We start from the raw sequence: 25,295 nt of genomic DNA on the forward strand, positions 1-25,295 counted from the left end.
ATAAAACTTAGACAGACTCTAAATAACAACCATTCAATTCATTGATAATGAAGGAAACCTTTACTAAGTTAATTTTAATTCGGGGGGTAATAGGAATTTGTTTCGGCTGTATAGCATTGTGTGGTTACAATGTTCGTGCATTCACCTTTTATCAGTCTGTGATAAGTGTTTCGGGAACGGTGGTGGACGAAAATAACATTCCCATGATTGGGGTTACCGTGATGCAAGAAAATACTTCGAGAGGAGTTGCCACCGATTTTGACGGAAATTTCACTTTGGAAATAGAAGCGGGATCTACGCTTACTTTCAGTTATGTAGGGTACCTTACCGAACGTATTGAAGACGTAACAGAAACCGATGCCTTGCATATTGTAATGAAGCCCGATGCCACCAACCTGGACGAGGTCGTGGTCATAGGATATGGTGAACAGACCAAACAGACCCTGGTGGGGTCTGTAAGTTCGGTAAAAGGAGAGGATATTTTGCAGACCGGTTCGGTAAGTACGATCTCGGAGGCCTTACAGGGACAATCCCCCGGAATGACGATCATCAATTCAAACGGGAAACCGGGAGCAGATGCAGGAGAAATATTTATCAGGGGAAAGTCTACGTGGAGAAATGCTTCGCCCTTATTCCTGGTAGATGGCGTGGAGAGGGACGTGAACAATATAGATCCTAACGAAATAGAAACCATCTCCGTACTTAAAGATGCAGCCTCCACCGCAGTTTACGGGGTAAGAGGGGCCAACGGTGTGATCCTGGTGACCACCAAGACCGGAAAACTGTCAGACCCGGTCTTTAACTTTTCGGCCAACCTGGGGATAAAACAGCCTACCAAAACCCCGAAAAAGGCAGATTATCTTACGGCCATGAGGGCTTACAATGAAGCGGCATTTAACGACAGGAACTATGATCAGCTCATTCCCCGGTCCACGATAGATGCATGGACAGAACACTATGACGAACGCGGGCCCTACAATCCTTATTTCCCGGAAATAGATTGGTACGACGAGTTGATCGGTACGGGCTTTGAGCAAACCTATAACCTGAATGTGAGGGGAGGGGGAAATAAGATTAAATACTTTGCTTCTCTCGGATACCGGGACGACGGGGATATTTTTCAGACAGAGAAGAACCCCGACTACGACCCGTCCTATCGGCTCAGGAAATACAACTGGCGTACCAATCTCGATTTTGACATTACCGCTACTACAAAGTTCAGCGTGCGGTTTTCAGGGAATTATCGGGTGAGGAACCAACCGGCTTATCGTATTAGTAATGGGGTGGAGGATGGTTATGGACAGGCCCAGTTTTATGAGCGTATTTATTATGCCCCTCAAAACCTGTTCCCGATCACCCATCCGGACGGGTATCCCGGTGATGCTTCCGATGGAGAAGGGAACCTGCTGGTCTACTTAAATGAAGGAGGACAACGGACCTATCAGTATTTCCAAGGGTTTTACGACGCGCAATTAGACCAGAAACTGGATTTTATCACTAAGGGGCTATCGTTTAATGCCAGTATTAATTACTCTTCACTTTCCAACTATTCCAAGCAGATTCTCCGGGACGGGGTGCAAGGCGCTTTTTCGGGTTTGAATATTATCCGTTATTACCGGCGTTACGATTATTCCCTGCCCACGGTAGATGAACAGGGGAATGTGTCTTACCCGTTGATCGAAGAATTGCGCTGGCCTGATAACCAGGCCCAGGAAGGCCCTGTAAACGGGAGCCTCCCCAATCTGTATGGCTATAACCGAAGGTTGAATTATCGTTTTCAACTGGAATACAGACGCAGGTTTAATGATCATAACCTGAATGTAACGGCTTTGATGCTCCGGCAGAATGATGTATGGAGAAATGGCTATCCTGCCCGAAGGGAGGAGTGGATAGGTCGTTTGAGCTATAATTACAAAGAACGGTATATGATTGAAGCCTCGGGGAACTATTCCGGGACCGAAAAATTCGCCCCGGGGCTGAGATTCGGATTTTTCCCGGCCATAGGCGGGGCCTGGGTGATTTCGGAAGAACCCTTTGCAAAAAAACTGGCCGGCAACTGGTTGGACTTCCTCAAGGTCAATTATTCCTATGGTGAAGTGGGAAATGACAGAACGGACAGTTTTCAGTATGTGCAAACCTATGACAGTGCGGGAGATGTGAGGTTTGGCTATGAAACCCCGACGGGTTACGGACCTCGCTATATGGAAGGGGCCATTGCCAACCCCAATGCCACATGGGAGAAAAGTACACAGCAGAACCTTAAGATCAGTGCCGATCTCATAGAGAAGGTCAGCTTTGAGCTGGATATGTACAAATCAGACCGGGAGGATATCCTGATGCAAAGAAGGACCGTCCCTACTTTTGTGGGATATTCGGACCTTCCGGATGCCAATATAGGACGGACCAAAAGCCATGGGTATGAACTTACCCTGGGGTGGAACGACCGGATAGGTTCCGACTTCAGGTACAACGTGAGTTTCGGTACTTCTTTTACGGAAAACAGGGTTGTCTTCAGGGATGATCCTGCGATGATGGACAGGTATCTCAAGGACGCGGGCAAGCCCATTGACTGGAAATCCCTGCCCATTGCAGGAGGATATTACCAGTCGCTGGACGATATCTACAACGGCCCGGGCCAGAATCACGGGTCGGGTTTAAGCAACCTGGTTCCCGGGGACATCCTGTATGTCGACTATAACGGGGATGGTGTTTCCGACAATAATGACAGGGTGCCGATGAAGGATGTGGAAGCATATCCGTTGCGTACCTATAATTTACGCCTGGGATTTAACTGGAAAAATCTTGGTTTCAATGCCCTTTTATACGGAGTGACCAATACGGGATATACGGTTCCGGACCTGTTGTTCTATGATTTCGCGGGAGGATTTGTTCAGGCCCAGCCCGATGTATTGACCCGGTGGACCCCGGAAACCGCGGACACTGCCGAAAAACCCGCGCTTCACCTTGTCAATAATCACAACAGTACTAACAGCACCTTATTATATAGGGATGGCTCCTACCTGCGCCTTAAAAATATTGAGATCAATTATGCTTTTAAAGGGCGGGTCCTCGAATCATTGGGACTAAAACAACTACAGCTTTATGCCAATGGAAACAATGTGTTAACGTGGTCCAAACTGGATATTCCCGTTGATCCGGAAACCAGCGGCGCAGGGGTATATCCTGTGTTAAAACGGTATAACTTCGGATTAAGGGTCACATTTTAAAAATCAAAGTAAAAACAAGATCGATGAGAACAAGAAAACATTTATATACCCTGCTGCTTGTACTATTGAGTTGCGCTATCCTTTCTTGTGAAGATTACCTGGACGTAGACCCGGATTTCGGGATTGCCGAAGATGATGTGTTTTCGGAATACGAGTCTGCCCGCGGTTATCTGGACAACTGCTACGAGGTTTTACTGGATATCCATAACTGGCAATCGCAATACCTGGGCAGAAGTAATATCAATGCGCTGTCTGACGAGGCAGGAGTAATTTTTAATATGAGCCGGATAGTGAATGTGATCAACACGGGTTCCTGGATAAACCGGGGAGCGGAAGGGGAGATCGGGTGGACAGGAACAGGGACTCCGAGCTGGAACCAGGGAAAAGTGATAGGCAATGCTTTTTATGCCATACGTATTGCGAATAAGGTGATTGAGCGTATAGATGATATACCCAACATGACACAGGAGGAGTACGACCATTTGTTGGGGCAGGCTTATTTTTTCAGGGCATGGTATACTTTCCAGGTCATTCAGCGTATGGGAGGGATGCCAAGGCTGGACAAGGCTTTTGGCCCGGACGATGATGTCGACCTTCCCAGGCTGACGTATTCCGAAAATTCCGAATTTATCATGGAAGACCTCGACAAGGCCATTGCATTGCTGCCAGGGGCCTGGGAAGATGCAGAATACGGAAGGGCCAACAAGGTAGCGGCCATGGCCGTAAAGGAAATGGCAGCGCTCTATGCGGCCAGTCCCCTGATGCAAAATGGCCTGGAAAGTACGCAGTATTTGCCTTATGGGCAGGAATGGAGCGAACGTGCGGCCGAATATGCCCATGATGTATTGGCCTATATCGACGAGGGGGCAGGAGGGGCCCGTGTACGGCTGATGAACGGGAACGAATACGAATTCATATTTTATTCGGAAGGCGCCCAGGTTACCGAAGAATCGATATGGTACCGTCTGGATGCCGGTAAACGCGATCAGGGACGCGGGTTCAGGGTGTTCTACCTGCCCCAGTATTTTTGCGGTAATAATACGGGGAGCGACCAGACGGCCTATACCAATCCGACACAGAATATTGTGGATATGTTTGAAGTACTCAATAATGGCCGGGCCTACCCCATATCGGACCCCCGGTCAGGCTATGACCCGCAAAACCCTTATGCCAACCGGGACCCCCGGTTTTATAACAATATTTTGGTGCCCGGAGAAGAATGGGGAGTGAACCAGTCCGGAAAACCCATTTATCAGGAGCTTTATGTGGGGGGACGCGACTGGAACCGCACGGTGAATAGCAGCTGGACCAACGCCCGCCAGTTATCGGGATATATGTGTAAAAAATTTATATGGCCCGAAGCGAACGGGTATAGCTGGCAATACAGGAAATATAGTGTCAATACCATTTATATCCGGGTTTCCCAGGTTTACCTGGATTATGCCGAAGCCATGAATGAGGCCTATGGGCCCGATAGTGACCCGAAAGGGTATGGGATGACCGCGGTAGATGCTGTCAATATCATCCGCAACCGGGTAGGTATGCCCGATGTAAGGAGTGAACTCACCGCATCCAAGGAAACCTTCAGGGATAAGATAAGACAGGAGCGGGCTGTTGAACTGATGTGGGAAAATCATCGCTGGCACGACCTCAGGAGGTGGATGATCGCCGAAGAGGTATTTTCAGACCCCATCAGGGGTGTCCGGGCCAATCCGCCTGCAGGTCACAAACAGGTCACAGATAAAAGTACCCTTGATTTCTCTTACGAGGTCACCGACCTGACTACGGAACAGAGGGTTTTTGATTTGAAACACTATTGGTATCCCATGCCCCAGGCGGATGCCTTGAATCTCACTAATCTAAAGCAAAACCCGGGATGGTAAAATTTTATTTGGAAATGGTACTAAAACGCAATACGCTCCACATGATCATTTTTTTAATGTCCGGATGGTTTACAATGTCTTATGGTCAGCAGGGCCCGGATATGGCAAAGCATATACGTGCCGTAGTGGTCAACGATAAAGAAGCCCCCGTACCCCGTGCAAAAGTAACATTGGGTCACGGCAATATCCAGGTGTATACCGACGACTCCGGGGCCTTTAGCCTGATGGTAAGGACCGATAATGTACTGATCATCTCCGCAAACGGATTTAAGGAAAAAGTCATCGATCTTTCCCAAAGCGGTCTTCCGGATCGCATAATGCTCGAAAGTGAAGGGCTGTACGGCTCCGATATGATCGATTTACCGGCTTCCTTACAGACTACCCAGAGGGAATTTGTGGGAGCGACAGATAAGATCGCCGGGAAAGACCTGGAGTCCCAGCCCGATATGGTCTTCTCAAATACCTTACAGGGAAGACTGGCGGGCCTGACAGCACGAATGACGACCGACGGGCCGGGAAACAACAATGCGGAATTATATGTGCGTGGTTTGTCCAGGCAAACGGACAACCAGGCCATTACGGTCGTGGATGGTATCGAAAGGCCCATAGATTTTTTAAATCCGCAGGAAATAGAAAGCGTGGAAGTGCTGAAGGATGTCAACGCCAAGATCCTTTATGGACCGAGGGCGGCAAACGGGGTAGTGCTCATCACCACTAAAAAAGGTAAGGAAAACACCAGGATTTTTGAGGTTTCTGCAGAATACGGGGTAAATATGAATACGCGTATGGCCGAATATCTCAACAGTGCGGAATATGCAAGGCTGTATAATGAGGCCCGGGCCAATGACGGGTTGTCTTCATTTTATACCCAACAACAGATACAAGGGTATGAGCAAAGCACCGGTGCAAACGACCTTTTGTATCCCGATGTCGATTACAACGATTATTTTATCGAGGACCTGAACCCTTTCAGAAGGGTAAACCTCGAGTATTCCGGGGGAGAAAAAGGGGTCCGTTACGCCCTGCTCGCCGGTTACAGGGGGAACCAGGGTATAGAAAAAGTGGGGAAGGCCGTAGAACAGGACCGGTTTAATGTGCGCGGAAACCTCAGTATAGACCTGTCCCGGTCCATTACGGCACACCTCGGGGCCAACGGGATCATAGAGAGCAGGAAATGGGGCAAGCTGCACCAGGGCGATTTTTATTCAGCCCTTAAGACCCAGAGACCCAATGAATTTCCTTTTGTGATAACAGACCCAGATTTTATGGGAGAAGAAACCCCTTTGGGAGAGGAGCAGATCCCTCCCCTAGGCGGAAGCCTGCTGAACCCCCAAAGCCTCTATGGCGATGTGGTATACGGGGGCTACCAGGAACACCAGTTCTTCTATGGGCAGACCAATTTCGGACTGGACTTTGACCTCGGTAACCTGCTCAAAGGGCTGTCTGTGAGTGCTGAGGTGACTTTTGATAATTACCAATATCATCGGGCCCAGCAGATCAACAATCCCGTGCGCTATGCCGTAAGGGCCGTTACCCCGGATTCGCTGGTGTATACCAAACTGAACAACCGGCTCATAGGGGGCAACCGTTCGGAAAGCGGGAACGATATTGAGAGAAACCTGGGCTGGTCGGCCAAAGCCAATTACAGGGTTACGGTCAATAACGACAACCATCTTTCATTGACCCTTTCTCATTTTTACTATCTGAACGATCAAAAAAACAACCGCCAGCATACCGAAAATACCAATACGTTTTTAAAAAGCACCTATGCCTATAAAGACAGGGTTTATATAGACTGGGTACAGAGTGTTATGGGCAGCAACCGTTTTGCCCGTAAGAACCGGTACAAATATTTTAGTACTTTCGGGGTGGCATGGGTGCTTTCCGAAGAGGAATTTCTCAAGGGCGCCAAAAACCTGGACTATCTGAAAGTTAAGGGAACTTACGGGATGATGGGCTATGACCGGGCTACCGGGTTCTATTTATACAACACGCGTTTCAGCAACGGGGGGAATGTAAATTTTGGAGAACGCAACCAGCAGGGTGTCGGGAGAACGATCTATAATAATTTGGGCAACCCGGACCTTAAATGGGAGACCTCCGCAGAGTTAAACCTTGGGGTAGAAGGGCTTTTCTTTAATAGGTCTCTGGCCGTTGAAGTGAATTATTTCAATGAAGTAAGGGATGATATTATTTTCAATAGTCCCTCTTCCATCTATTCTTCCACCTTTAATCCCTATGCACCGCATAATCTCGGAAAGGTCGTCAACAACGGTATAGATGGCAAGGTCACGTATTACGGAGGCTCCGGGAGGCTCAGGTATGAAGTAGGGGCCAATGTTTTATATGCCAGGAACCGCGTGGTCAGGGCAGATGCCATAGACAATTCCGATGCGTACCTGAATGTGGAAGGGAATCCTTCTGATGCGATCTTCGGGTATGTTTCCAACGGCCTGTTCAGGAGCGAAGAAGCGGTGGCCGAAGCCCCATATCAGGCACTGGGGCCTTATAAGGCAGGAAATATCAGTTATCAGAACCTCAACAATGACGGGATCGTCAATGAGCAGGACAGAAAAGTGATCGGAAATTCATTTCCCCGGACCAGTATAGGGATCAATGCCAATCTTAAATACAAGGGATTCGGGCTAAGCCTGCTGGGAACTTCCGAACTGGGTGTTGATTTTATGCGTAACAATACCTATTACAGAAATTCCGGCGAAGGTAAATACTCGGTACTGGCAAGGGACAGGTTTCACCCTGTAAATAACCCCGGGGGAAATTTGCCGGCGCTCACCACCTACAACCCGACAAACGACTTTCAGGGGTCTACGTTCTGGATACAGGATGCCTCTTTTTTCAGGCTGAAGAACGTGGAAGTGAGCTATACCTTTTCCAACGATACCCGGGTGGCCAGGAATATCACGGTCTATCTAAGAGGTACGAACCTGTTTGTGCTGTCTGGCGAAAAAGACCTGGACCCCGAAGTCCCTGCATCGGGTGTTGATAACTATCCCCTGATGCGGGTAATTACGGGAGGACTTACCATAGGATTTTAAAAAAAGATCGAGATGAAGAAAATACTAAATACGCGAATTCGTATACTTGCCATATCGGTATGCTCTGCTATTGTGGTTTCCTGTTCTTTAGACCCGGAGATCGACAATACCTACGGAGGGGAGTATGCCTTTACACTTCCTGAAAAAGCCGAAGGCTTACTGATGAATGCCTATTCCAATCTTCCCAATACGATTGTGGATGATTACGGAGGAAATTTTCTGGATGCAGCTACCGACAATGCGGTAACCAACAATTTCAGCAGTGATATTTACCGGATGTCACAAGGGGGGCTTACAGCGAGCACCAACCCGGTTTCGGTATGGGGCGCGGCATATAATCAGTTCAGGAATGTACATTTCTTTTTAGAGAATGGCCTTGGCCCCCAGGTCAACTACGATATTACCAATGAGGAAAACAATATCCGGAAAAAGCGCAACCTTAAGGGAGAGGCTTTTTATTTAAGGGCATGGTGGGGCTTCCGGTTGTTACAGGTATACGGAGGTAAGACCGGAGAAGGCGAAGCCCTGGGATATCCGATAATACGTTCCCTGAAATCGGACGAAGAAGCACAGGACCTCGATGCAGTGGAACGAAACACTTATAAGGAATGTGTAGCGCAGATCATGCAGGACCTCGATTCGGCCGTGGTATACCTGCCTGTCGAATATGCGGGAAGCGATCCGGTGACCGGACAACTTCAGATCGGAAGGGCTGACCAGAAGGTTGCCCTGGCCCTGAAGTCAAGGGTAGCAGTCTATGGGGCAAGTCCGGCATACCAGCCCGATGAAGTGGTCAGGCTTACCGGAATGGGACAGTTTTCCATTACGGACCAGGGTACTTTTGTAGCACAATGGGAGGAGGCAGCCCGGGCGACGCAGGAAGCGATAGATGTTGTCGGTGCCCTGAAGGGACTGTCAGAAGCAGATTTTAACAATAACAATACCCCTGATGAGTTTATCTGGAGGAGTTACCATCAAAACCGGTCGCTGGAAAGCCAGAATTATCCTTTCGGGGAATACGGCCAGGCCCGTACGGGACCTTCACAAAACCTCGTAGAAGCCTTTTACAGTGAGAACGGTTTTCCGATAACCGATACGCGTTCGGGCTATGATCCGCAGCATCCTTATGAGAACCGGGACCCCCGCCTGTACCTCAATGTGCTTTACAACGGGGCAATACTCAATAACAGCCCTTTGCAGATATATGAAGGGGGCAGGGATTCCCGCGATGCCTATCCGCAAAATACCCGGACGGGGTACTATCTGAGAAAGTGGTTGTCCCTGAAACCGGGTATTATCAGTGTAGAGAACCCGGGGAACGATCATCATTACAACCCGTATCTCCGGAAAACCGAAGTATATTTGAATTTTGCAGAAGCTTCCAATGAAGCTTACGGGCCGGATGTGGCAGGCCCGGGGATGGCCTGGTCGGCCGTAGATGTGATCAAGATGATCAGGGCCAAGGCCGGTATTACCGACAACACCTATGTAGATGAGGTGGCAGCCCGGGGAAAGGAAGCCTTCCGGGAACTGGTATTAAGAGAGAGAAGACTGGAACTCGCCTTTGAAAACCATCGCTATTTCGATATGAGGCGATGGCTGATGCCGCTTGATGAGGCCGTAAGAGGAATAAGGATTGAACGGAACGAAGACGACACCTATTCGTATACTGTTTTTGAAGTGGAAGAACGCAGGTTCAACGATATAAAATATTACTATGCGCCATTGCCCTATGAAGAACTGGCCAAGAGCCCGAAACTGATCGATAACCTGGGATGGTAATAATTAAAGTGAGAAAAATGATGACAATCAGAAAAATAACCATAATAGTACTGATCTTCACGACAATGGTTTCCTGTGAAAAGTATGAAGATTACGTCGAGGATTACGATTTTACCATCGCCTATTTTAATAGCCAGAAACCTTTGAGAACTGTTGTTGCCTATGACGAGATGCAGTTTAAAGTAGGGGTTGCGATGGGAGGAAAGCGGTATAACACCGTTGAAGAAACCGCCACATTCGTTATAGACCCGTCTTTGCTCGACAATGAGGTGCTGGACGGGGCGGGAGCGTTCAAACTGCTTCCCGAAGCCTATTATTCCCTGAGTAACGGGAATACCATGACCTTTCCGGAAGGCCGGTATATAGGAGATGTCACCGTGACCCTGAACCGGGAGGAATTTATTACGGACTCACTGTCAACATCCAATACCTACGCCCTCCCTGTACGGATTACCGAAACTTCCCTGGACTCCATAGCCTCAGGAAGTTTTGACGACCAGGGAAACCAGGTCACAGCCCCCAAAAATTACGCGATTGTGGTCATAAAATATATAAGCCGGTATCAGGGAACGTATTATCATACGGGAAACCAGCTCGAAACTACTTCAGACGGGCAAACGAACGAAGTCGTCTATGATCATCCGGATCTGGTTAAAAACGGGACGTGGAACCTTTCCACGATCAATGCCAATACCGTAGAAACTTCGGGTATGGGAAATTTTAACGATGCCGGCCTTATACTGCATATTGATGAAGGAAATACCGTTGACCTGTCAACAGTCAGCAGTGAGGTTACGAATTTTTCAGGATCGGGAACATATGACCCCGAAGACCGGAGCCTCTCCCTTGAGTATTCGTTTACGAGGGGCGATAGCGATTACACCGTCACGGAAGTGTTATATTTAAGACGCCCGCCCGAAGAAGACCTCGTTTTTGAAGAATGGTGACTTTACGGGATGTACCGGGGAATAGATATAAAATAAAACGTGAGTTTGAAATAGGCTAAAGAGCATTACTTTGATAAGTAATAGATAATAATCATCCGTCACTGCGAGCGGAGCGCGGCAGTCTCCCGGCAGGTATGCGCATGCCATTGAAGATATCTGCCAGCCCCCATGAGATTGCCACGTCACCTCCCTTCGGTCGGTTCCTCGCAATGACGGTTTCAGCTTATTTCAAACTCATGTTAAAATAAAATCATATAATGATGAAAAATATTAATATTACTTTTTTGGTATTTTCTGTACTGTTACTCAATTCCTGCAGTGAAAAGGGTAAGGAGCAAACGGAAATTCCCGGGAAACCCAATATACTCTTTGTATTGGCCGATGATTTCGGCCTGAAGGATATGAGCTTTGTGGGAAGTGACTTTTACGAAACCCCTAATATAGACCGGTTGGCATCGAAAGGGATGATTTTTACACAAGGCTATGCCGGAAGCCGGGTTTGTAGCCCTGCCCGTGCCACGATCATGACAGGGCAATTTACGGCAAGGCATGGAGTAACGGACTGGATAGGGGCTAAAAGCGGAGCGGATTGGCGTAAAACCAAAAGGTTCGACAGATTGTTGCCTGCGGGGTATAAACATCATTTGCCTGAAAACGGGACGACCCTGGCAGAAGTATTGAAAGCCCATGGCTATAAAACCTTTTTTGCAGGAAAATGGCATTTGGGAGGAGAAGGGTCCTATCCGGAAGATCATGGATTCGAAATAAACAAGGGAGGATGGGAGAAAGGAAACCCTAACGGGGGATATTTTTCACCCTTTGACAACCCGAAATTAAAGGATATACGCGACGGTGAAAATTTGTCCATGCGCCTGGCCAAAGAAACCGTAGCGTTTATGGAGGAAAATAAAAGGTCCGGATTTTTTGCTTTTCTCTCCTTTTACGCGGTGCACGGGCCCATCCAGACCACCCGGGAGAAATGGCAGAAATACAAGAACAAAGCTAAAGCGACGGGGATTGCCGAAAAAGGTTTTGTCATGGAAAAAAACCTGCCGATCAGGCAAACCCAGGATAATCCTGTTTACGCCGGATTGGTTGAAGCCATGGACGATGCCATAGGGGTTGTACTGGACGGGCTTAAAAGATCGGGCCTGGAAAAAAATACGATTGTCATCTTTACGTCAGATAACGGAGGTGTAGCTTCGGGAGATGCCTATTCCACATCCAACCTGCCTTTTCGCGGCGGTAAGGGCTACCAGTGGGAAGGAGGGATAAGGGTCCCGTATTTGATTCGTGTTCCATGGCAAAATTCCAACGGAAAGCAAAGCGATTACCCGGTGACAGGTGCCGATTTCTATCCCACCATCCTGGATTATGCAGGTATAGACCTGCCTGCGGAACAACTCCTGGACGGTGTTAGTTTAAAACCCGTTATCGATAAGGGGGATATACTACCCGAAAGGCCATTGTACTGGCACTATCCGCATTACGGCAACCAGGGAGGGGACCCGTCTTCCATAATCAGGGAAGGCCGCTGGAAATTAATTCATTACTACGAGGAAGACAGGAATGAACTGTACAATATCATTGACGATCCTTACGAACAAAAGAACGTGGCAGCCGATCATCCCGAAAAGCTAGCTGAACTCGGGGACAAACTGGAGCGTTGGCTGGCCGGGGTGGAAGCCAGTTACCCGGCAAAAGATGAAGAGTTCGACCCGGAAAAGAAATCTGCTTATCACAATAAAATAATAAATAAGCGATTGCCCAAACTGGAAAAACAGCGCAGGCACTTTTTGTCCGATGGTTTTAGCCCCAATGAGGATTGGTGGGGAAGCATAATTACTGAAGATTAGGACGTACAACTACAGGACTTATGACGTATGACTTTTACCATATTGGTCTTACGTCATAAGTCCTGAAGTCATAGGTCCTGAGATCATAAGTCCGGAAGAGAACACATTTGGAGTTTTTTTCATGTACTAAAACTTAGCGTTACATCATGGTTTTGCCCCCGCTACCTTTGACAATATTTCCCGTTCAAACCTTGCGTCGTATTCCGGGTTTTTCTTTTGCGGGACCGGGGCTTTTTTGCCGGTTCTCCACTTCACGAGTTTGTCATACAGCTCCCGGGCTTTTTCGGGATAAGTATCTATCAGGTTATTCCGTTCACCGGTATCGGTCTTTAAATAGTACAGTTCCCGGGCACCGTCTTCAAAATATTCGTGTAGTTTCCAGTCGCCCGAGATCATAACAGAACCCGGCCGTGTCCTGAACAGGGGATCGCGCCCGTCATCCTTTGTTTTGTCGTAGGCCTGTAAATAAACGGGAAAATGAAAAAACAAATCCCTGTTTACCCTCGTGGTATCCTTAAATTGGGAAACCAGGCTAAGGCCATCGAGGTGTGGTGCTTTTTGTTGCGGCCCTACGATTTCCTGAATGGTAGGGTAAAAGTCCAGGTTGGTCACCCTGTTGGTGTTTACAGTGCTTTCGGGGATATGTCCCGGCCACCGCATCACTAAAGGGACCCGGATACCTCCCTCATAGTAGGACCCCTTTCCGGCACGCAGCGGATTTTGCTCCGAAACGGCACGGATGCCCCCGTTATCCGAGGTAAAAATGATCCAGGTGTTCCGGCCCAGTTTAAGCCGGTCTATCGTTTTTAAGATCCGCCCTATATTCTCGTCCATGGAAGCTACCATGGCGGCATATTCCGGGCGGTTCTGGCCATCATTTCCCTTTTTATCCTTAAATTTTTCGATGAGCCCGGGCTTTCCCATGATCGGGGTATGAACAGTATAGTAGGGCAAATACAAAAAGAATGTGGTATCCCTGTTTTCTTCGAGGAATGTAATGGCTTCCGAGGTCAACCTGTCGGTAAGGTATTCCCCTTCGGGGCCATCTTCGATAAAATCGATGTTATAGGGAGAAAAATATCCTTTTTTGCCGGGCGCCCCTCTGTCACTGCCTCCTATATTGTAATCGATCCCTTGGCTTGCGGGATTCGTGCCTATATGCCATTTGCCGAAACTGGCGGTCAGATAGCCGGCAGATTTTAACATTTCCGGTAGGGTATAAACGCTGTCTTTTAGGTACTTGGTATTCCTTATGGGAACCAGTTTCCGGGTCCTTTGATCTCCGCGGGCAGACGACCCCACGGTATAAACGCCATGTTCCGGTGTATTGAGCCCCGAGATCATACAGGCACGGCTCGGGGCACAATTTGCGGCAGAAGCATAGGCATTTGTAAAAACCATCCCTTCTTTTGAAAATGCGTCCAGGTTAGGGGTTTCGTAGTAATTGCTGCCCATAAACCCCAGGTCTTTCCAGCCCAGGTCATCTACATTGATAAGTATGATATTGGGTGATGAAGGCACAGGTTTTGACCGTGGCGTACAAGCCATGAATAGGCATCCCGTGATCATAAAAAGAATGTTTTTGACCTTCATTTTAACTCCGTATTTTTTAATATTCTACTCATCGAATTCTACGATAAAGCTTCGGTAATGCGTTTCTCCGGTAGGGGGCATTACGAAAGAGGTAGCAGCCTTGTTCATAGTTCCGTTGGGAAACCCCGAATCTGCAATGTTCCTGTCAAAATTAAGGTATACGGGTTTCATTGATGCATAAAACACCTTGATTTTATTTTCATCTCCCGTGGCAAATGCAATGACCGAAGCATCTTCATCTTTGGCGATGGAACAGCCCAGGAGGTTGTATTCCGATGCGGCCACCAGCTCCCTGCGAAACGGGCCATTGTTATCGTCATCATCGGTATTGTTCAGGTGAGGGTCGCCCCAGAATACGATACCGGTGACTTCGCCTTTGTAAAAAGCTTCGTGCAGTTTAAAAAAGAGTTTTATAAAGTTCTCTTGGTTTCCGCCTACGGTTTCCCCATCCCAATCGTATTTACTGTTTAAAGGCCATTGCGGGGAATTTTCCTTGTTATGAGTAGACTTAATATCTGTTACCTCCTGAACCCCGGAAGTCCAGAATTTATCCCCGTTGATCGCATATGCGGCCTCGGGTGAAACAATAAGCGGCGATATGTTAAGGCTGTTTACAATATCAATAAAATCGGCCGGGGTCCAGTGTGCGCCCAGTTCGCAACGCGGGGCAAGGTATTTTACGGTTTTGCCGGTATGGGTTTCAATATAGTCCATAAAGGCATCTATGCTGGCCGAAAAGCCCCGGATATCGATCCCGTTTTCAGTATAAAAGGGGCCGAAATTGGCATTTCTGTCGGTACTGTGATCTGAGTTGTCATAAATTTTATGGGAGGCATACAGATCGGGATCCCCGTTATTTTTGGCCCGGTTAATCGCATCGATGATCAGGTCATATTCATTTCCTCCGCCGGATAAATATTTATTTTGGCCCCTGTTCAATATGTAGTGATAGCCGTTTCCTGCATCCACCAGTTTCCATTGGGTCCAGGTCCCGATGCTGTTGGTATTGTTCACAAGTGTGATATTGCCCTGATGGTCGCCCCGTAAGTGCTTATTGGGATGGCCTTTGCTCTGTATGTGATACCAGCCTTCGCCGGCATCGACAAGTTTCCATTGGGTCCAGCTTCCGGTATAGCTAACGGCGTCGATTTCCACGGCATCCGTATTAAGCCCTCTTACATATTTATTATATGCCTTGTTCTTCAGGTAAAACCAGTCCCCTTCTGTATGGACCGTTTCCCACTGTACGTTATCAGTGGAATTTGTTGTGGGCAATAAACCGGTCAGGTAATCTTCCCTGACTGTCCCGTCCGGGTTATGGGCGTTGGAATAAATAGGGATCCTTAAAAGGTTGTATCTGCCGTTTTCAAATAGTTGCTTACAGGCTTCAACGGTCAGGTTCCTGGCTTTTCTTCCCTGTTTGATGTCATGGCCCCACCGGGTGATCTTTTGTTTGACCTTTTCAGATTCGATCAGGAAGGTATCTGTTTCAACCATCCCCAAAGCATATTCTGCCACCATAGGCCCTTCAGGTTCGTCCGACATGCCTGTACAGGATGCCAGGGAAGCTAAGGCCGCTGAAGCAAGCATGAGTTTAATCGGGTTCATTTTTTTCATAATATCAGGTTTTAAATTGGTTTTTTAAGGAATGCAACGATCTTACGTGCATAAGCATTTCATGGGGCAACATACCATTAAGTTACCGGAAAAGGGGTATGTTGCCGTCGCATTCTCAGGGGGCAAATGTTGAATAATAGGGAGAATAGGGGGGAAGAGGAGGGTTTAGTCGGAAACCGGGACGTTATTCACCGTTTTTTTCCGGTCGGCATATTGCCTGGCATAGTCTTTCGGGGCCATGCCATATTCTTTCTTAAAGCAGTTGCTGAAGTATTTTTGATTCCTGAACCCTGTCATATAAGCGACTTCCGAAATATAAAGATTATTGTTCTTCAGAAGCTGGGCCCCTCTTTTTAACCTTATCTTTTTTATGAAGTTAACCGGGGTTTCCCCGGCGATGGCCTGTAATTTCCGATACAGGTTGGCCCTGCTCATCCCCACTTCCGAGGCCAGGTATTCCACGCTGAGCAGGTTGTCGTCCATGGAGTTTTCGATAATGGTCACGAGTTTTTTGATGAATTTTTCATCAACTGACGGAATTTCTATTTCCGACGGTCCTCCGGTGATGACCTTGCTGTATTTTTCTTTTAATTGCCTGCGGACCAAAAGAGTGTTTTTTACCTTCCACTTTACAAAATCAAGGCTGAAAGGTTTTTCGATATAGTCGTCCGCCCCCAAACTGAGGCATTGGACCTTAACATCATCAGAATCCCTTGCGGTAAGCATAAAAACAGGGATGTGGTTTGTTTCGGTATTTTCCTTGATCTTTTTCAGCATGCCGATACCGTCCTCCACGGGCATCAGGATATCACTGATGATCAGTTGCGGGGTTTTCTCCGTGGCGAGCGCATACCCTTCGCGCCCGTCGGAGGCTTCCAGGACGTGAAAATCTGCCCTGAGTTCTTCTTTCATCATGGTACGGAGCTCTACATGGTCCTCGACCAGGAGGATCTTTGGTTTATTGCCCGGTTTAGGAACGGTGTTCCCCTCAGTTACAGGCGGTGGAGCGATGATTTGCCGGTTACTTTTATACGGATGGCGTTTGATGCTTTTTCCGTTGGCCTTTAAAATTTCCGACTCCGGGTATTGTTTTTTGCTTACGGGCAGGTAGAAGGTAAATTCGGTATAAACATCTTCTTCACTCTCCACTTCGATGGCCCCATGGTGGGATGTAATGAGTTTCTGTACAAGTTCCATGCCTATGCCCGTACCTGGGATCTGGTTGCCGGGCAGCTTTGTGGACTGGTAGTACCTGTCGAATATAAAACCGAGTTCTTCCCCGGGGATTCCTACCCCGTTGTCCCTGATACTGCACACCAGATATTTTCCTTCGGAAAGATTAAGTTTTCCGGCGGCTGCGTCATCTAACCGGGCTTTTTGGGCAGTGACTGTGATCTCCCCCTTTTCGGGCGTGTATTTGAAGGCGTTGGACAGCAGGTTGAACAGTATTTTTTCCAGGATCTCCGTATCGTACCAGGCTTTGATCTCTTCATCCTCATGGATAAAACTGTATTGGATATGGTATATTTTTGCAAAATCATTAAACGCGTTCTTGAATGTACGGATGTCATTTATGGCATTGTTTTTTGAGGCCAGGACCCTGAATCCACCGGCATCGAATTTCCGGATATCCATGATCTGGTCGATCAGCCTTTGCATACGGATGGAGTTGTTGTGCAGACGCTGTATGGCCAGTGGGTTTAATGTAAAGTCCTTGTTCCGGACCACTTTTTCAATGCTCCCCATGATGAGTGAAAGCGGGGTCCTCAGCTCGTGGGAGATGTCGGTGAAGAAGATCATTTTCATCCTGTTGTGCTCATTGTCCTTTTCCCTGCTAATGGTTTCCTTAACCAGTTTTTTCTTTAACCGGTACCAGCGTTTTACGAGGATAAAGGCAACGCCAAGCAGTAAAAGTCCCAGAATAGCATATCCTGCTATGGCCCATTTGCTCAGCCATACCGGTGGTATGATCTCAAAGGTGAGGCTTGCCGGGGTTTCGTTCCACACACCGTCGCTGTTAGTGCTTTTGACCTTAAAGGTATAGGTCCTGGGGAGCAGGTCGTTATAATTGACACTGTTATTCGGCCCGTGGGCATATATCCAGTAATCGTTGACCCCTTCGAGCATGTACGCATATTTGTTTTTCTGGGGTGCGGTAAGGTCGAGGGAAGAGAACTCAATATTAATATTGTTTCTGTCAAAGGGCAACACAATGGGCGATTCGGAATTCAAGAGGGGCCGGTTTTTCCCGGATGCCGCTTGCATTCCCTTCTTTTTTTCGGAAGGCCCCATGGCATTGAACGAGGTAATGACGGTCAACGGTACAATGTCCGTCTGGGAGTATTTGTTGGTATTAACACTGTAAAAGCCGTTGCTATGGCCAAAATAAAGATGCCCGCCATTGGCACTGCCGGAGTTAAAGATAAATTCACTTTCCCCGATACCGTCTTCGATCCCGAAAGACATGAACTTTTTGCTGTTGATGTCAAAACGGGCCAGCCCTGCATTGGTGCTGACCCATATATTTCCCTGCATGTCCTTTTGGACGGCGGAGATCGTATTTGAACGTAACCCGTCTTTTTTGGTATATGAAGTGAAAGTATCGTTGAAGGGGTTGTATCTATTGAGCCCTCCGCCGCGCGTACCGATCCAGATGTTGTGTTGCTCATCTTCCAGGAGGGAAAGTATGGCATCGGAAGACAGGCTGTTTTCTTTGGATGGTGTGTAGTGTGTTATCGTTTTCCGGTCCGGGTTGATTTTAAAAAGCCCTTCTCCCCTGGCGCCCACCCACAGGTTTCCGGAACGGTCCCGGAGCATAACCGAAACATGGGTCATGGCTGTTTTCCGGACCACATCTTCCTGGAAGGGCGAAAGCGGATTATTGCCGTTAAAGATCTGAACGCCCCCTTCCCATAGACCAACCCAAACCTCATTTTTACGGATACAGGCCATATCCATAATGATTTTGTTGAATTTTGTCACAAACTTCAATCCGTCAGACCGGTCTGGTATTTTTAAGCTGCCTGTCCTATACAGCGAATTGTTATGAGCTATATAAAAACCGTCCTTTTCATAATTGAACTTTATGGTCTTAATGTTGTCTAATGTTTCATGCAGTTTTTCAGAGGTGTTGGAATCCTGGTTATAACGGTAGATCCCCGTTGATGTGCTGAGATAAACATCTTTTCCGCAGGTGATAAAACGGTTTACCAGTGTATTTTTTGTAAGGTGCTTATCGCGAACGGGGTGATGTTCAAAAACGGAGGTACGCCCCACATATTTGTTGATCCCTTTTAATGTTCCTATCCACAGGTTTTCATAAGAATCCATGGTCAGGGTGTTGACTTGGTTGTTCAACAGGCTTCCTTTGGTATTGCTGGAAGAAAAACAGTTGAACTCATATCCCGATCTTTTCCGTTCGCCTTTTAAAAGGCCGTGAGTGGTGCCGATCCATAAATTTCCGTCCGATGTAACCGCCATGGAAGTATTGATGGGCGTAATATGGTCCGCTTTGAGCAGGGTGGAATAGGCTTCGACAACCTGAAGCGTATAATCCGTTGCATTGTATTTTAAGATATAAAGCCCCTTATTGGTCAGGGCCATAAACAAATCGTCGTCGAACTTTTTTAGCGATTTTACGTGTTTGTCAAATGAGGTAGGCATGATAAGGTTGTCGGGGGTCATACCGAAGATCCCCTGGGGGGTGCCCACCCATTTCCTGCCCAGGTTATCTTCGGTCATGGAATTCACGATCTTTTTCTCGCCCCGTAAAAAAGTGGAAGAATGGATGTAGTTGAAGTAGGTCTCAAACTTAATACTGTCTGCGGATTGATGTGGGGTGATCTTTATAAGGCCCGTCTTTTTCCGGTTCGACCACACAAAACCTTGGGAATCCAGGTATAATGCGTCCGACCTGGAGTTTTTGTAAAACCCCTTGAAAATATCTTTCTTACGGGAATAAAAAATAAGATAGCTTTCACTTCCTATCCAGAGGTTTTTATCGGGGTCTTCTACAATAGAATTGATATTGTTGTTCGGAATGGAATTGGGGTCGAGAGAGTCGTACTGGTACTCGGTTATGGTGTTTCCGTCATACCTGTACAGGCCCGTATTACAACCGATCCAGAGAAAACCGAAACTGTCTTCAAAAAGTACGTTGATATTTTTGTTAAAAGGGACTCCTTTAACGGTCAGTTCATGAAAATGAGTTTCCCCGGATTGTGAATAGGCGCCGTAATGAAACATCAGAAAAACAAATGCTACCAGCATCACCCAATGATCCCGCCCGGTCAAACTCCTGAAATATGTCTTACACATGGTGTTCGTTGTTCTGTTCGCATTAATTTATGATAAAATAATAAGAATTGATATTATGTCCAGGGATTATTTTCTAAATTCCTATTTTTTTTGTTTTTATCCTGTTTTGCGGGGGATAATAATGTTACTATTTATGGGGAATAATGTTGCATACGGTATGAAAAACCCTTTAACACCAGGGGATGCAACATTTTTGTCTGTTTAAAGAGATGAAGCGGCGTTCCGCAGTCCATAACTTTATATCCGGGATTTATAGCCTTATTTTTTAGAAGGCGATCCCAGCCAGCTAAACTTTAAATTAACTCTATTGTATGAAATTAAAACTATTGACATTATTATTGCTGAACTTCGGTTTGATATCACTTTCGGCACAAAGAACAGTGTCGGGTACGGTAACGGACGATTCCGGGCAGCCTCTGCCGGGGGTGAATGTAATTGTACAGGGGACATCGAAAGGAGTGGTCACGGATTTTGACGGGAACTTTTCCATTGAGGCCGGTACGTCCGATATTCTGGAGTTCTCCTATGTGGGGTTCCTGCCCCGGGAAGTTACTGTCGGAGATAAAGCTTCCCTGTCTGTTCGGATGATAACCGATACACAGCAACTGGACGAAGTTGTTGTTATCGGGTACGGGATTTCTTCCAAGAAAGACCTTGTTTCTTCGGTGTCCAGCGTAAAATCGGATGCCCTGGAAAACCAGCCGGTCCCCAGGGTAGACCAGGCCCTCCAGGGCAGGGCGGCCGGTGTGGAGGTAACCTCCAATAACGGGGCCCCGGGAAACGGGGCAACCATAAGGATCAGGGGAAACAGTTCCATCAACGGAAATAACAACCCGCTTTTTGTGGTTGACGGGTTTATCGTGGGCACCGATTTTAACCTGAACAATATCAATATTAACGATATTGAGTCTATCGATGTACTAAAGGATGCCACGGCACTCTCTATTTACGGGACAAGGGGGGCTTCCGGAGTGGTTCTGATCACTACAAAATCCGGTAAGGGCCTCCCGGAGAGCAAACCGGTCTTCAGTATTAACTCTTATGTGAGTGTAGATAATATGGTCAATAAAATACCGATCCTCGGGGGAAAGGGATATGTAGATTATATCAACGAAGCCGGGCAGTTTATTCCCGGGCCGGGTATAGACCATAACGGCACCATGCTCCCCGTGGGAATGACAGATACCTCGTTGCCCCTGCAATACGACAACCCGGGAGAAGTTCCCACGACAGACTGGATCGATACGGTATCGCAGACGGGGTTTGTATACAATACGGATATTTCCGTAAAGGGAAGGACAAAATCGACCAATTATTACAATTCCCTGAGTTACTTTAAGCAGGAAGGGGTCTTAAGGAATTCCGGCCTGGAGCGCGTTACCTTCAGAAGCAATTTCGATATTGATGTATCGGAGCGGTTTAAAATGGGGCTGCGCTTAAACCTGAGCAGTTTTAAAAAGGAGAACAACAAGGTCAATTTTTCCCAGATCGTTACCGCAGTGCTGCCCATTCGTACCATTTATGACGACGAAGGTAATTTTACCGGGACCAATCCCATCAGCGGTACCCTTCAGAGGAACCCGGAGGCCGATATTCAACTCCGTCAGACCCATGACCTGGTCACCAACCTGATTTCCAATGCCTACTTTGAGTATGAACTGTTCCATGGCTTTAAACTCAAGACCGCGTTGGGGGCGACACTCAATTTTTATAAAAACAACAACTATCAGCCGGGTTCCCTTCCGGAGCGTATACTCAACAATAATGTAGGGGGATTTGCACAGGTAAATACTGCTCAGACCAAAGATATTCTCAGTGAAACCACCTTCACCTATGACAAAGACTTCGGAGATCATTCCCTGAAACTGCTGGGCGGTTTCACCGCCCAGAAGATCACCTCCGAAAGCACTTCTTCTTCGGCCGAGGGCTTTCCGAACGATGTCGTGAAATACAACAATCTGGCCCTGGGCTCGGACCCGGAAACATACCAGGTTTCATCCGGATATAACCAACGTACTTTAACCTCGCTCCTCGGAAGGCTTACTTACGGGTATAAAAGCAAATATATAATAACTCTCGTAGGCAGGCAGGACGGTTCTTCGGTATTTGAGGAAGGGAATAAGTATTCGTTTTTCCCGTCGGCAGGGGTGGCCTGGAATGTCCACGAGGAGAACTTTATGAAAGACAACAATACCGTGAGCAATTTAAAATTGAGGGGGAGTTACGGTATTGTGGGGGAGCAGGGGGTGAGTGCCTACAACTCATTCGACCTTTTCAACCCCCAGTTCAACTATTTTAATGAAACCCTGACCCCCGCAGTGATCCTGGCCGCACCCGGATCGGATGGACTGACATGGGAAACCACCAAGCAACTGGACCTAGGTATAGAAATGGCCTTCTTTAACAACAGGATATCACTGGAAGCCGATTATTACAAAAAGAAGACAGAAGATCTGTTATTGTTCCGGGACCTCCCGAATACCGCAGGCAACAGGGTTTTGGAAAATGTGGGTAGCGTGGAAAACAAAGGATTTGAATTTGTTTTGAACACTGTGAACATCTCAAACGGGAATTTTAACTGGGACACGTCGTTTACCCTGTCTACCAATAAAAGTAAGGTCTTGGACCTCGGAGACGAGGAATTTATAGATATTCAATCCACGGGAAACCAGGGAGGGCCTTCTGCCCGCCTATTGGTAGGGGAACCCATGCCCGTATTTTTCGGTGCGGAATACCTGGGAACCTATAAAGATCCCCAGGAGATCATCGACGACCAAGCCATAGGCAGGGCGTTTTTAGGGAGTCCGAGATACCGGGATGTAAACGGGGATGGGACTATTAACAGGGAGGATTACACGGTTATGGGAAGCCCGCAGCCCGATTTTTACGGAGGTTTCAGGAACAATTTTTCTTATAAGGGCCTTAGCCTTGATATATTTTTCCAATATTCATATGGCGCGGAAATATTCAATACCGTAACCCAAAGATCATTATTCGGCAGGGGAGATGAAAATATTGACCCCAGGGTGCAGGACAGATGGATGGAGGGTATGAATGAAACATCGGATATTCCCCGTGCAGGGACCTCCACAAACCTGTTTAACCCGAACAGTACCCTTAACGTGGAAGACGGGTCCTTTATAAGATTGCGGTCCGTGACCCTGTCGTACGATATTCCGTTACAAAAAGCCAGGCTCGACCACCTGTTTACAAAACTGAAATTCTATATAACAGGCCGGAACCTATGGTTGCTATCAGATTTTACACTGGGAGACCCGGAAGTTAACTCCTTTACCGCGGGCAGTGGATTCGGATCGGTTTCACAGGGATTTGCAACCGGGCAATATCCCTATGCGAGAAGTATTGTGACCGGAGTTCAAATTGAATTTTAAAAGGCAGATCCATGAAAAAAATATTGAATATAGTATTGGTACTAACACTGTTTTCCCTGGTTTTTGGCGGATGTAGTAAATTTCTTGAAGAAGATCTGAGGGACCAGATCGCAGTGGATAATTTTTTTAACAACGATCAGGAGGCCCTGTTAGCGGTTAACGGCCTGTACCGGATTCTGCACAGGCCAAGTATGTACCGTACACGCGGATTGGACAACTATTACGTAAACGGTGCCGATGAAGTCGGGCCAAGCAGGAATGTGAATGGCGAGATCCACAATTACCTGATAAACGAAGGTGTTGCCGATGGTGATGCCAACTGGGCAGCTTGTTATGAAATAGTCAGAAATGCCTCGTTGTATATTACCAACCTCGAGGGCAATGAAAAGATATCGGAAGAAATCCGTAACCAGGCCTTGGGAGAATCCCTGTTTATCAGGGCGTTGGCATATTTTCACCTGACCAACCTGTGGGGAGACGTGCCGTATTTCAGGGAATTATTGCCTTTGGACGAACTGGGGTCACTGGAACGCTACCCGAAAGATGAAATAAGGGCAGATATGAAGGAAGACCTGGGCAGGGCGTTTGAGTTATTACCCGGTACCTCTTCCGGCTCCGACCTGGGACGTGCCACAAAATGGGCTGCAGCCACATTAAAGGCAAAATTCCATTTATTTGACAAGGAATGGGCGGCAACCAAAACAGAATGCGACAGGATTATCAACGATTCACCGCATCAGCTACTGGGTGATTTTGCTGCGGTATTTGATCAGACAAATCCCTCGGATCAATATAATGATGAACAGATTTTTGTGGTAGATTTTACGACCGATGGTGTTTTCGGTGATTCAGGCACAAGCAGAACAGACGATTACAATCCGAGGTTGCGTGACGAACCTAAAAACAGGAATAACCGTCCGGACGGGCCGGGAACACCTACGAGATGGGAGCTTTTACAGGCAGATCTTCAGGCTATTGATCAGGACATGTCCGGTTTTGGCTGGGCCATTCCTTTGCCTGAACTGGCAGACCAAAGCAATTGGGATCCCGATGATCTGAGGTACGATGCTACTATAGTCAGGGAATACCTGGGATATGAACTTCAATTCCCGTATTTCAGGAAGAACTGGAACCTGAACAATACCTCCCCCCGTTCAAATCATAATGAGAACTACGTAGTGTTCAGACTGGCCGATATATACCTCATGGCCGCCGAAGCCGAAAACGAAATGAACGGGCCGGGCAATGCGTACCCCTATGTGAACAAGGTCAGGGAACGGGCCTTTGAACCCGATAAGCCCTGGTCGGGGATGAGCCAGCAACAGTTCAGGGAAGCCATGTATGACGAACGTAAGTTTGAACTGTGTGCAGAAGGCTGGCGCCGTATGGACCTGATCCGTTGGGGCATATTGCTTGATGTGGTGAAGAATGTTCAGCACAGGCCGTGGAATAACCCGGCAAGCAATATCCAATCCTATCACGTTCTGTTACCTGTCCCCCAGGACGAAATATTGTTGAACCCCAATCTTTTAAACAACGATCCGACTAATAATGGTTACAGGTAATATTCGGAGCAAATAAACCGTCCGGAGTTCCTGAAAAAAATAAAGGATGCTCCGGAATAG

Annotated in this window: 11 protein-coding genes; 8 read left to right on the forward strand and 3 right to left on the reverse strand. The window is 47.4% G+C overall.

Annotation, left to right across the window (positions count from 1 at the left end):
* Nucleotides 1-47: 47 nt before the first annotated feature.
* The 6 genes from KN811_RS20695 to KN811_RS20720 all read left to right on the forward strand — a co-directional run bounded on the left by KN811_RS20695 (nucleotide 48) and on the right by KN811_RS20720 (nucleotide 12,751).
* Complete coding sequence (locus tag KN811_RS20695) at nucleotides 48-3,227, forward strand: SusC/RagA family TonB-linked outer membrane protein (protein WP_282097930.1); 3,180 nt, start codon at nucleotides 48-50, stop codon at nucleotides 3,225-3,227.
* Between the two features lie 23 nt (nucleotides 3,228-3,250).
* Nucleotides 3,251-5,110 (forward strand): RagB/SusD family nutrient uptake outer membrane protein, encoded by a 1,860-nt coding sequence (locus KN811_RS20700; protein ID WP_187966318.1) that lies wholly within the window; start codon nucleotides 3,251-3,253, stop codon nucleotides 5,108-5,110.
* A gap of 41 nt (nucleotides 5,111-5,151) precedes the next feature.
* Nucleotides 5,152-8,166, forward strand: coding sequence for a SusC/RagA family TonB-linked outer membrane protein (locus KN811_RS20705; RefSeq protein WP_187966317.1), 3,015 nt, complete (start codon nucleotides 5,152-5,154; stop codon nucleotides 8,164-8,166).
* A 12-nt stretch (nucleotides 8,167-8,178) separates the two neighbouring features.
* Nucleotides 8,179-9,948 (forward strand): RagB/SusD family nutrient uptake outer membrane protein, encoded by a 1,770-nt coding sequence (locus tag KN811_RS20710; RefSeq protein WP_187966316.1) that lies wholly within the window; start codon nucleotides 8,179-8,181, stop codon nucleotides 9,946-9,948.
* Nucleotides 9,949-9,965: 17 nt separating this feature from the next.
* Nucleotides 9,966-10,895 carry a DUF1735 domain-containing protein gene (locus KN811_RS20715; protein ID WP_187966315.1) on the forward strand — a complete coding sequence of 310 codons (930 nt, stop codon included), beginning with the start codon at nucleotides 9,966-9,968 and terminating at the stop codon, nucleotides 10,893-10,895.
* A gap of 257 nt (nucleotides 10,896-11,152) precedes the next feature.
* Nucleotides 11,153-12,751 carry a sulfatase gene (locus KN811_RS20720; protein ID WP_187966314.1) on the forward strand — a complete coding sequence of 533 codons (1,599 nt, stop codon included), beginning with the start codon at nucleotides 11,153-11,155 and terminating at the stop codon, nucleotides 12,749-12,751.
* Nucleotides 12,752-12,895: 144 nt separating this feature from the next.
* On the opposite strand, the gene KN811_RS20725 is transcribed toward KN811_RS20720, so the two are convergent.
* From KN811_RS20725 to KN811_RS20735, 3 genes are all read right to left on the reverse strand, one after another.
* A complete protein-coding gene (locus KN811_RS20725) occupies nucleotides 12,896-14,320 on the reverse strand; it encodes a sulfatase (protein WP_187966324.1) in 1,425 nt (474 codons plus the stop codon).
* A 48-nt stretch (nucleotides 14,321-14,368) separates the two neighbouring features.
* Nucleotides 14,369-15,961: a fascin domain-containing protein gene (locus tag KN811_RS20730; protein WP_187966313.1), complete on the reverse strand. Its 1,593-nt coding sequence runs from the start codon at nucleotides 15,959-15,961 to the stop codon at nucleotides 14,369-14,371.
* A 165-nt stretch (nucleotides 15,962-16,126) separates the two neighbouring features.
* The gene (locus KN811_RS20735) at nucleotides 16,127-20,278 is read right to left on the reverse strand and encodes a two-component regulator propeller domain-containing protein (RefSeq protein WP_187966312.1); all 4,152 of its coding nucleotides are present in this window, start codon (nucleotides 20,276-20,278) and stop codon (nucleotides 16,127-16,129) included.
* Between the two features lie 311 nt (nucleotides 20,279-20,589).
* On the opposite strand from KN811_RS20735, the gene KN811_RS20740 reads away from it, so the two are divergent.
* Nucleotides 20,590-23,670 (forward strand): SusC/RagA family TonB-linked outer membrane protein, encoded by a 3,081-nt coding sequence (locus KN811_RS20740; RefSeq protein WP_187966311.1) that lies wholly within the window; start codon nucleotides 20,590-20,592, stop codon nucleotides 23,668-23,670.
* Between the two features lie 11 nt (nucleotides 23,671-23,681).
* Nucleotides 23,682-25,235, forward strand: a complete 1,554-nt coding sequence (locus tag KN811_RS20745) for a RagB/SusD family nutrient uptake outer membrane protein (protein ID WP_187966310.1) — start codon at nucleotides 23,682-23,684, stop codon at nucleotides 25,233-25,235.
* The last annotated feature ends 60 nt before the right edge of the window (nucleotides 25,236-25,295 follow it).

Source organism: Sinomicrobium weinanense (assembly GCF_018863395.1).
Classification (GTDB): domain Bacteria; phylum Bacteroidota; class Bacteroidia; order Flavobacteriales; family Flavobacteriaceae; genus Sinomicrobium; species Sinomicrobium weinanense.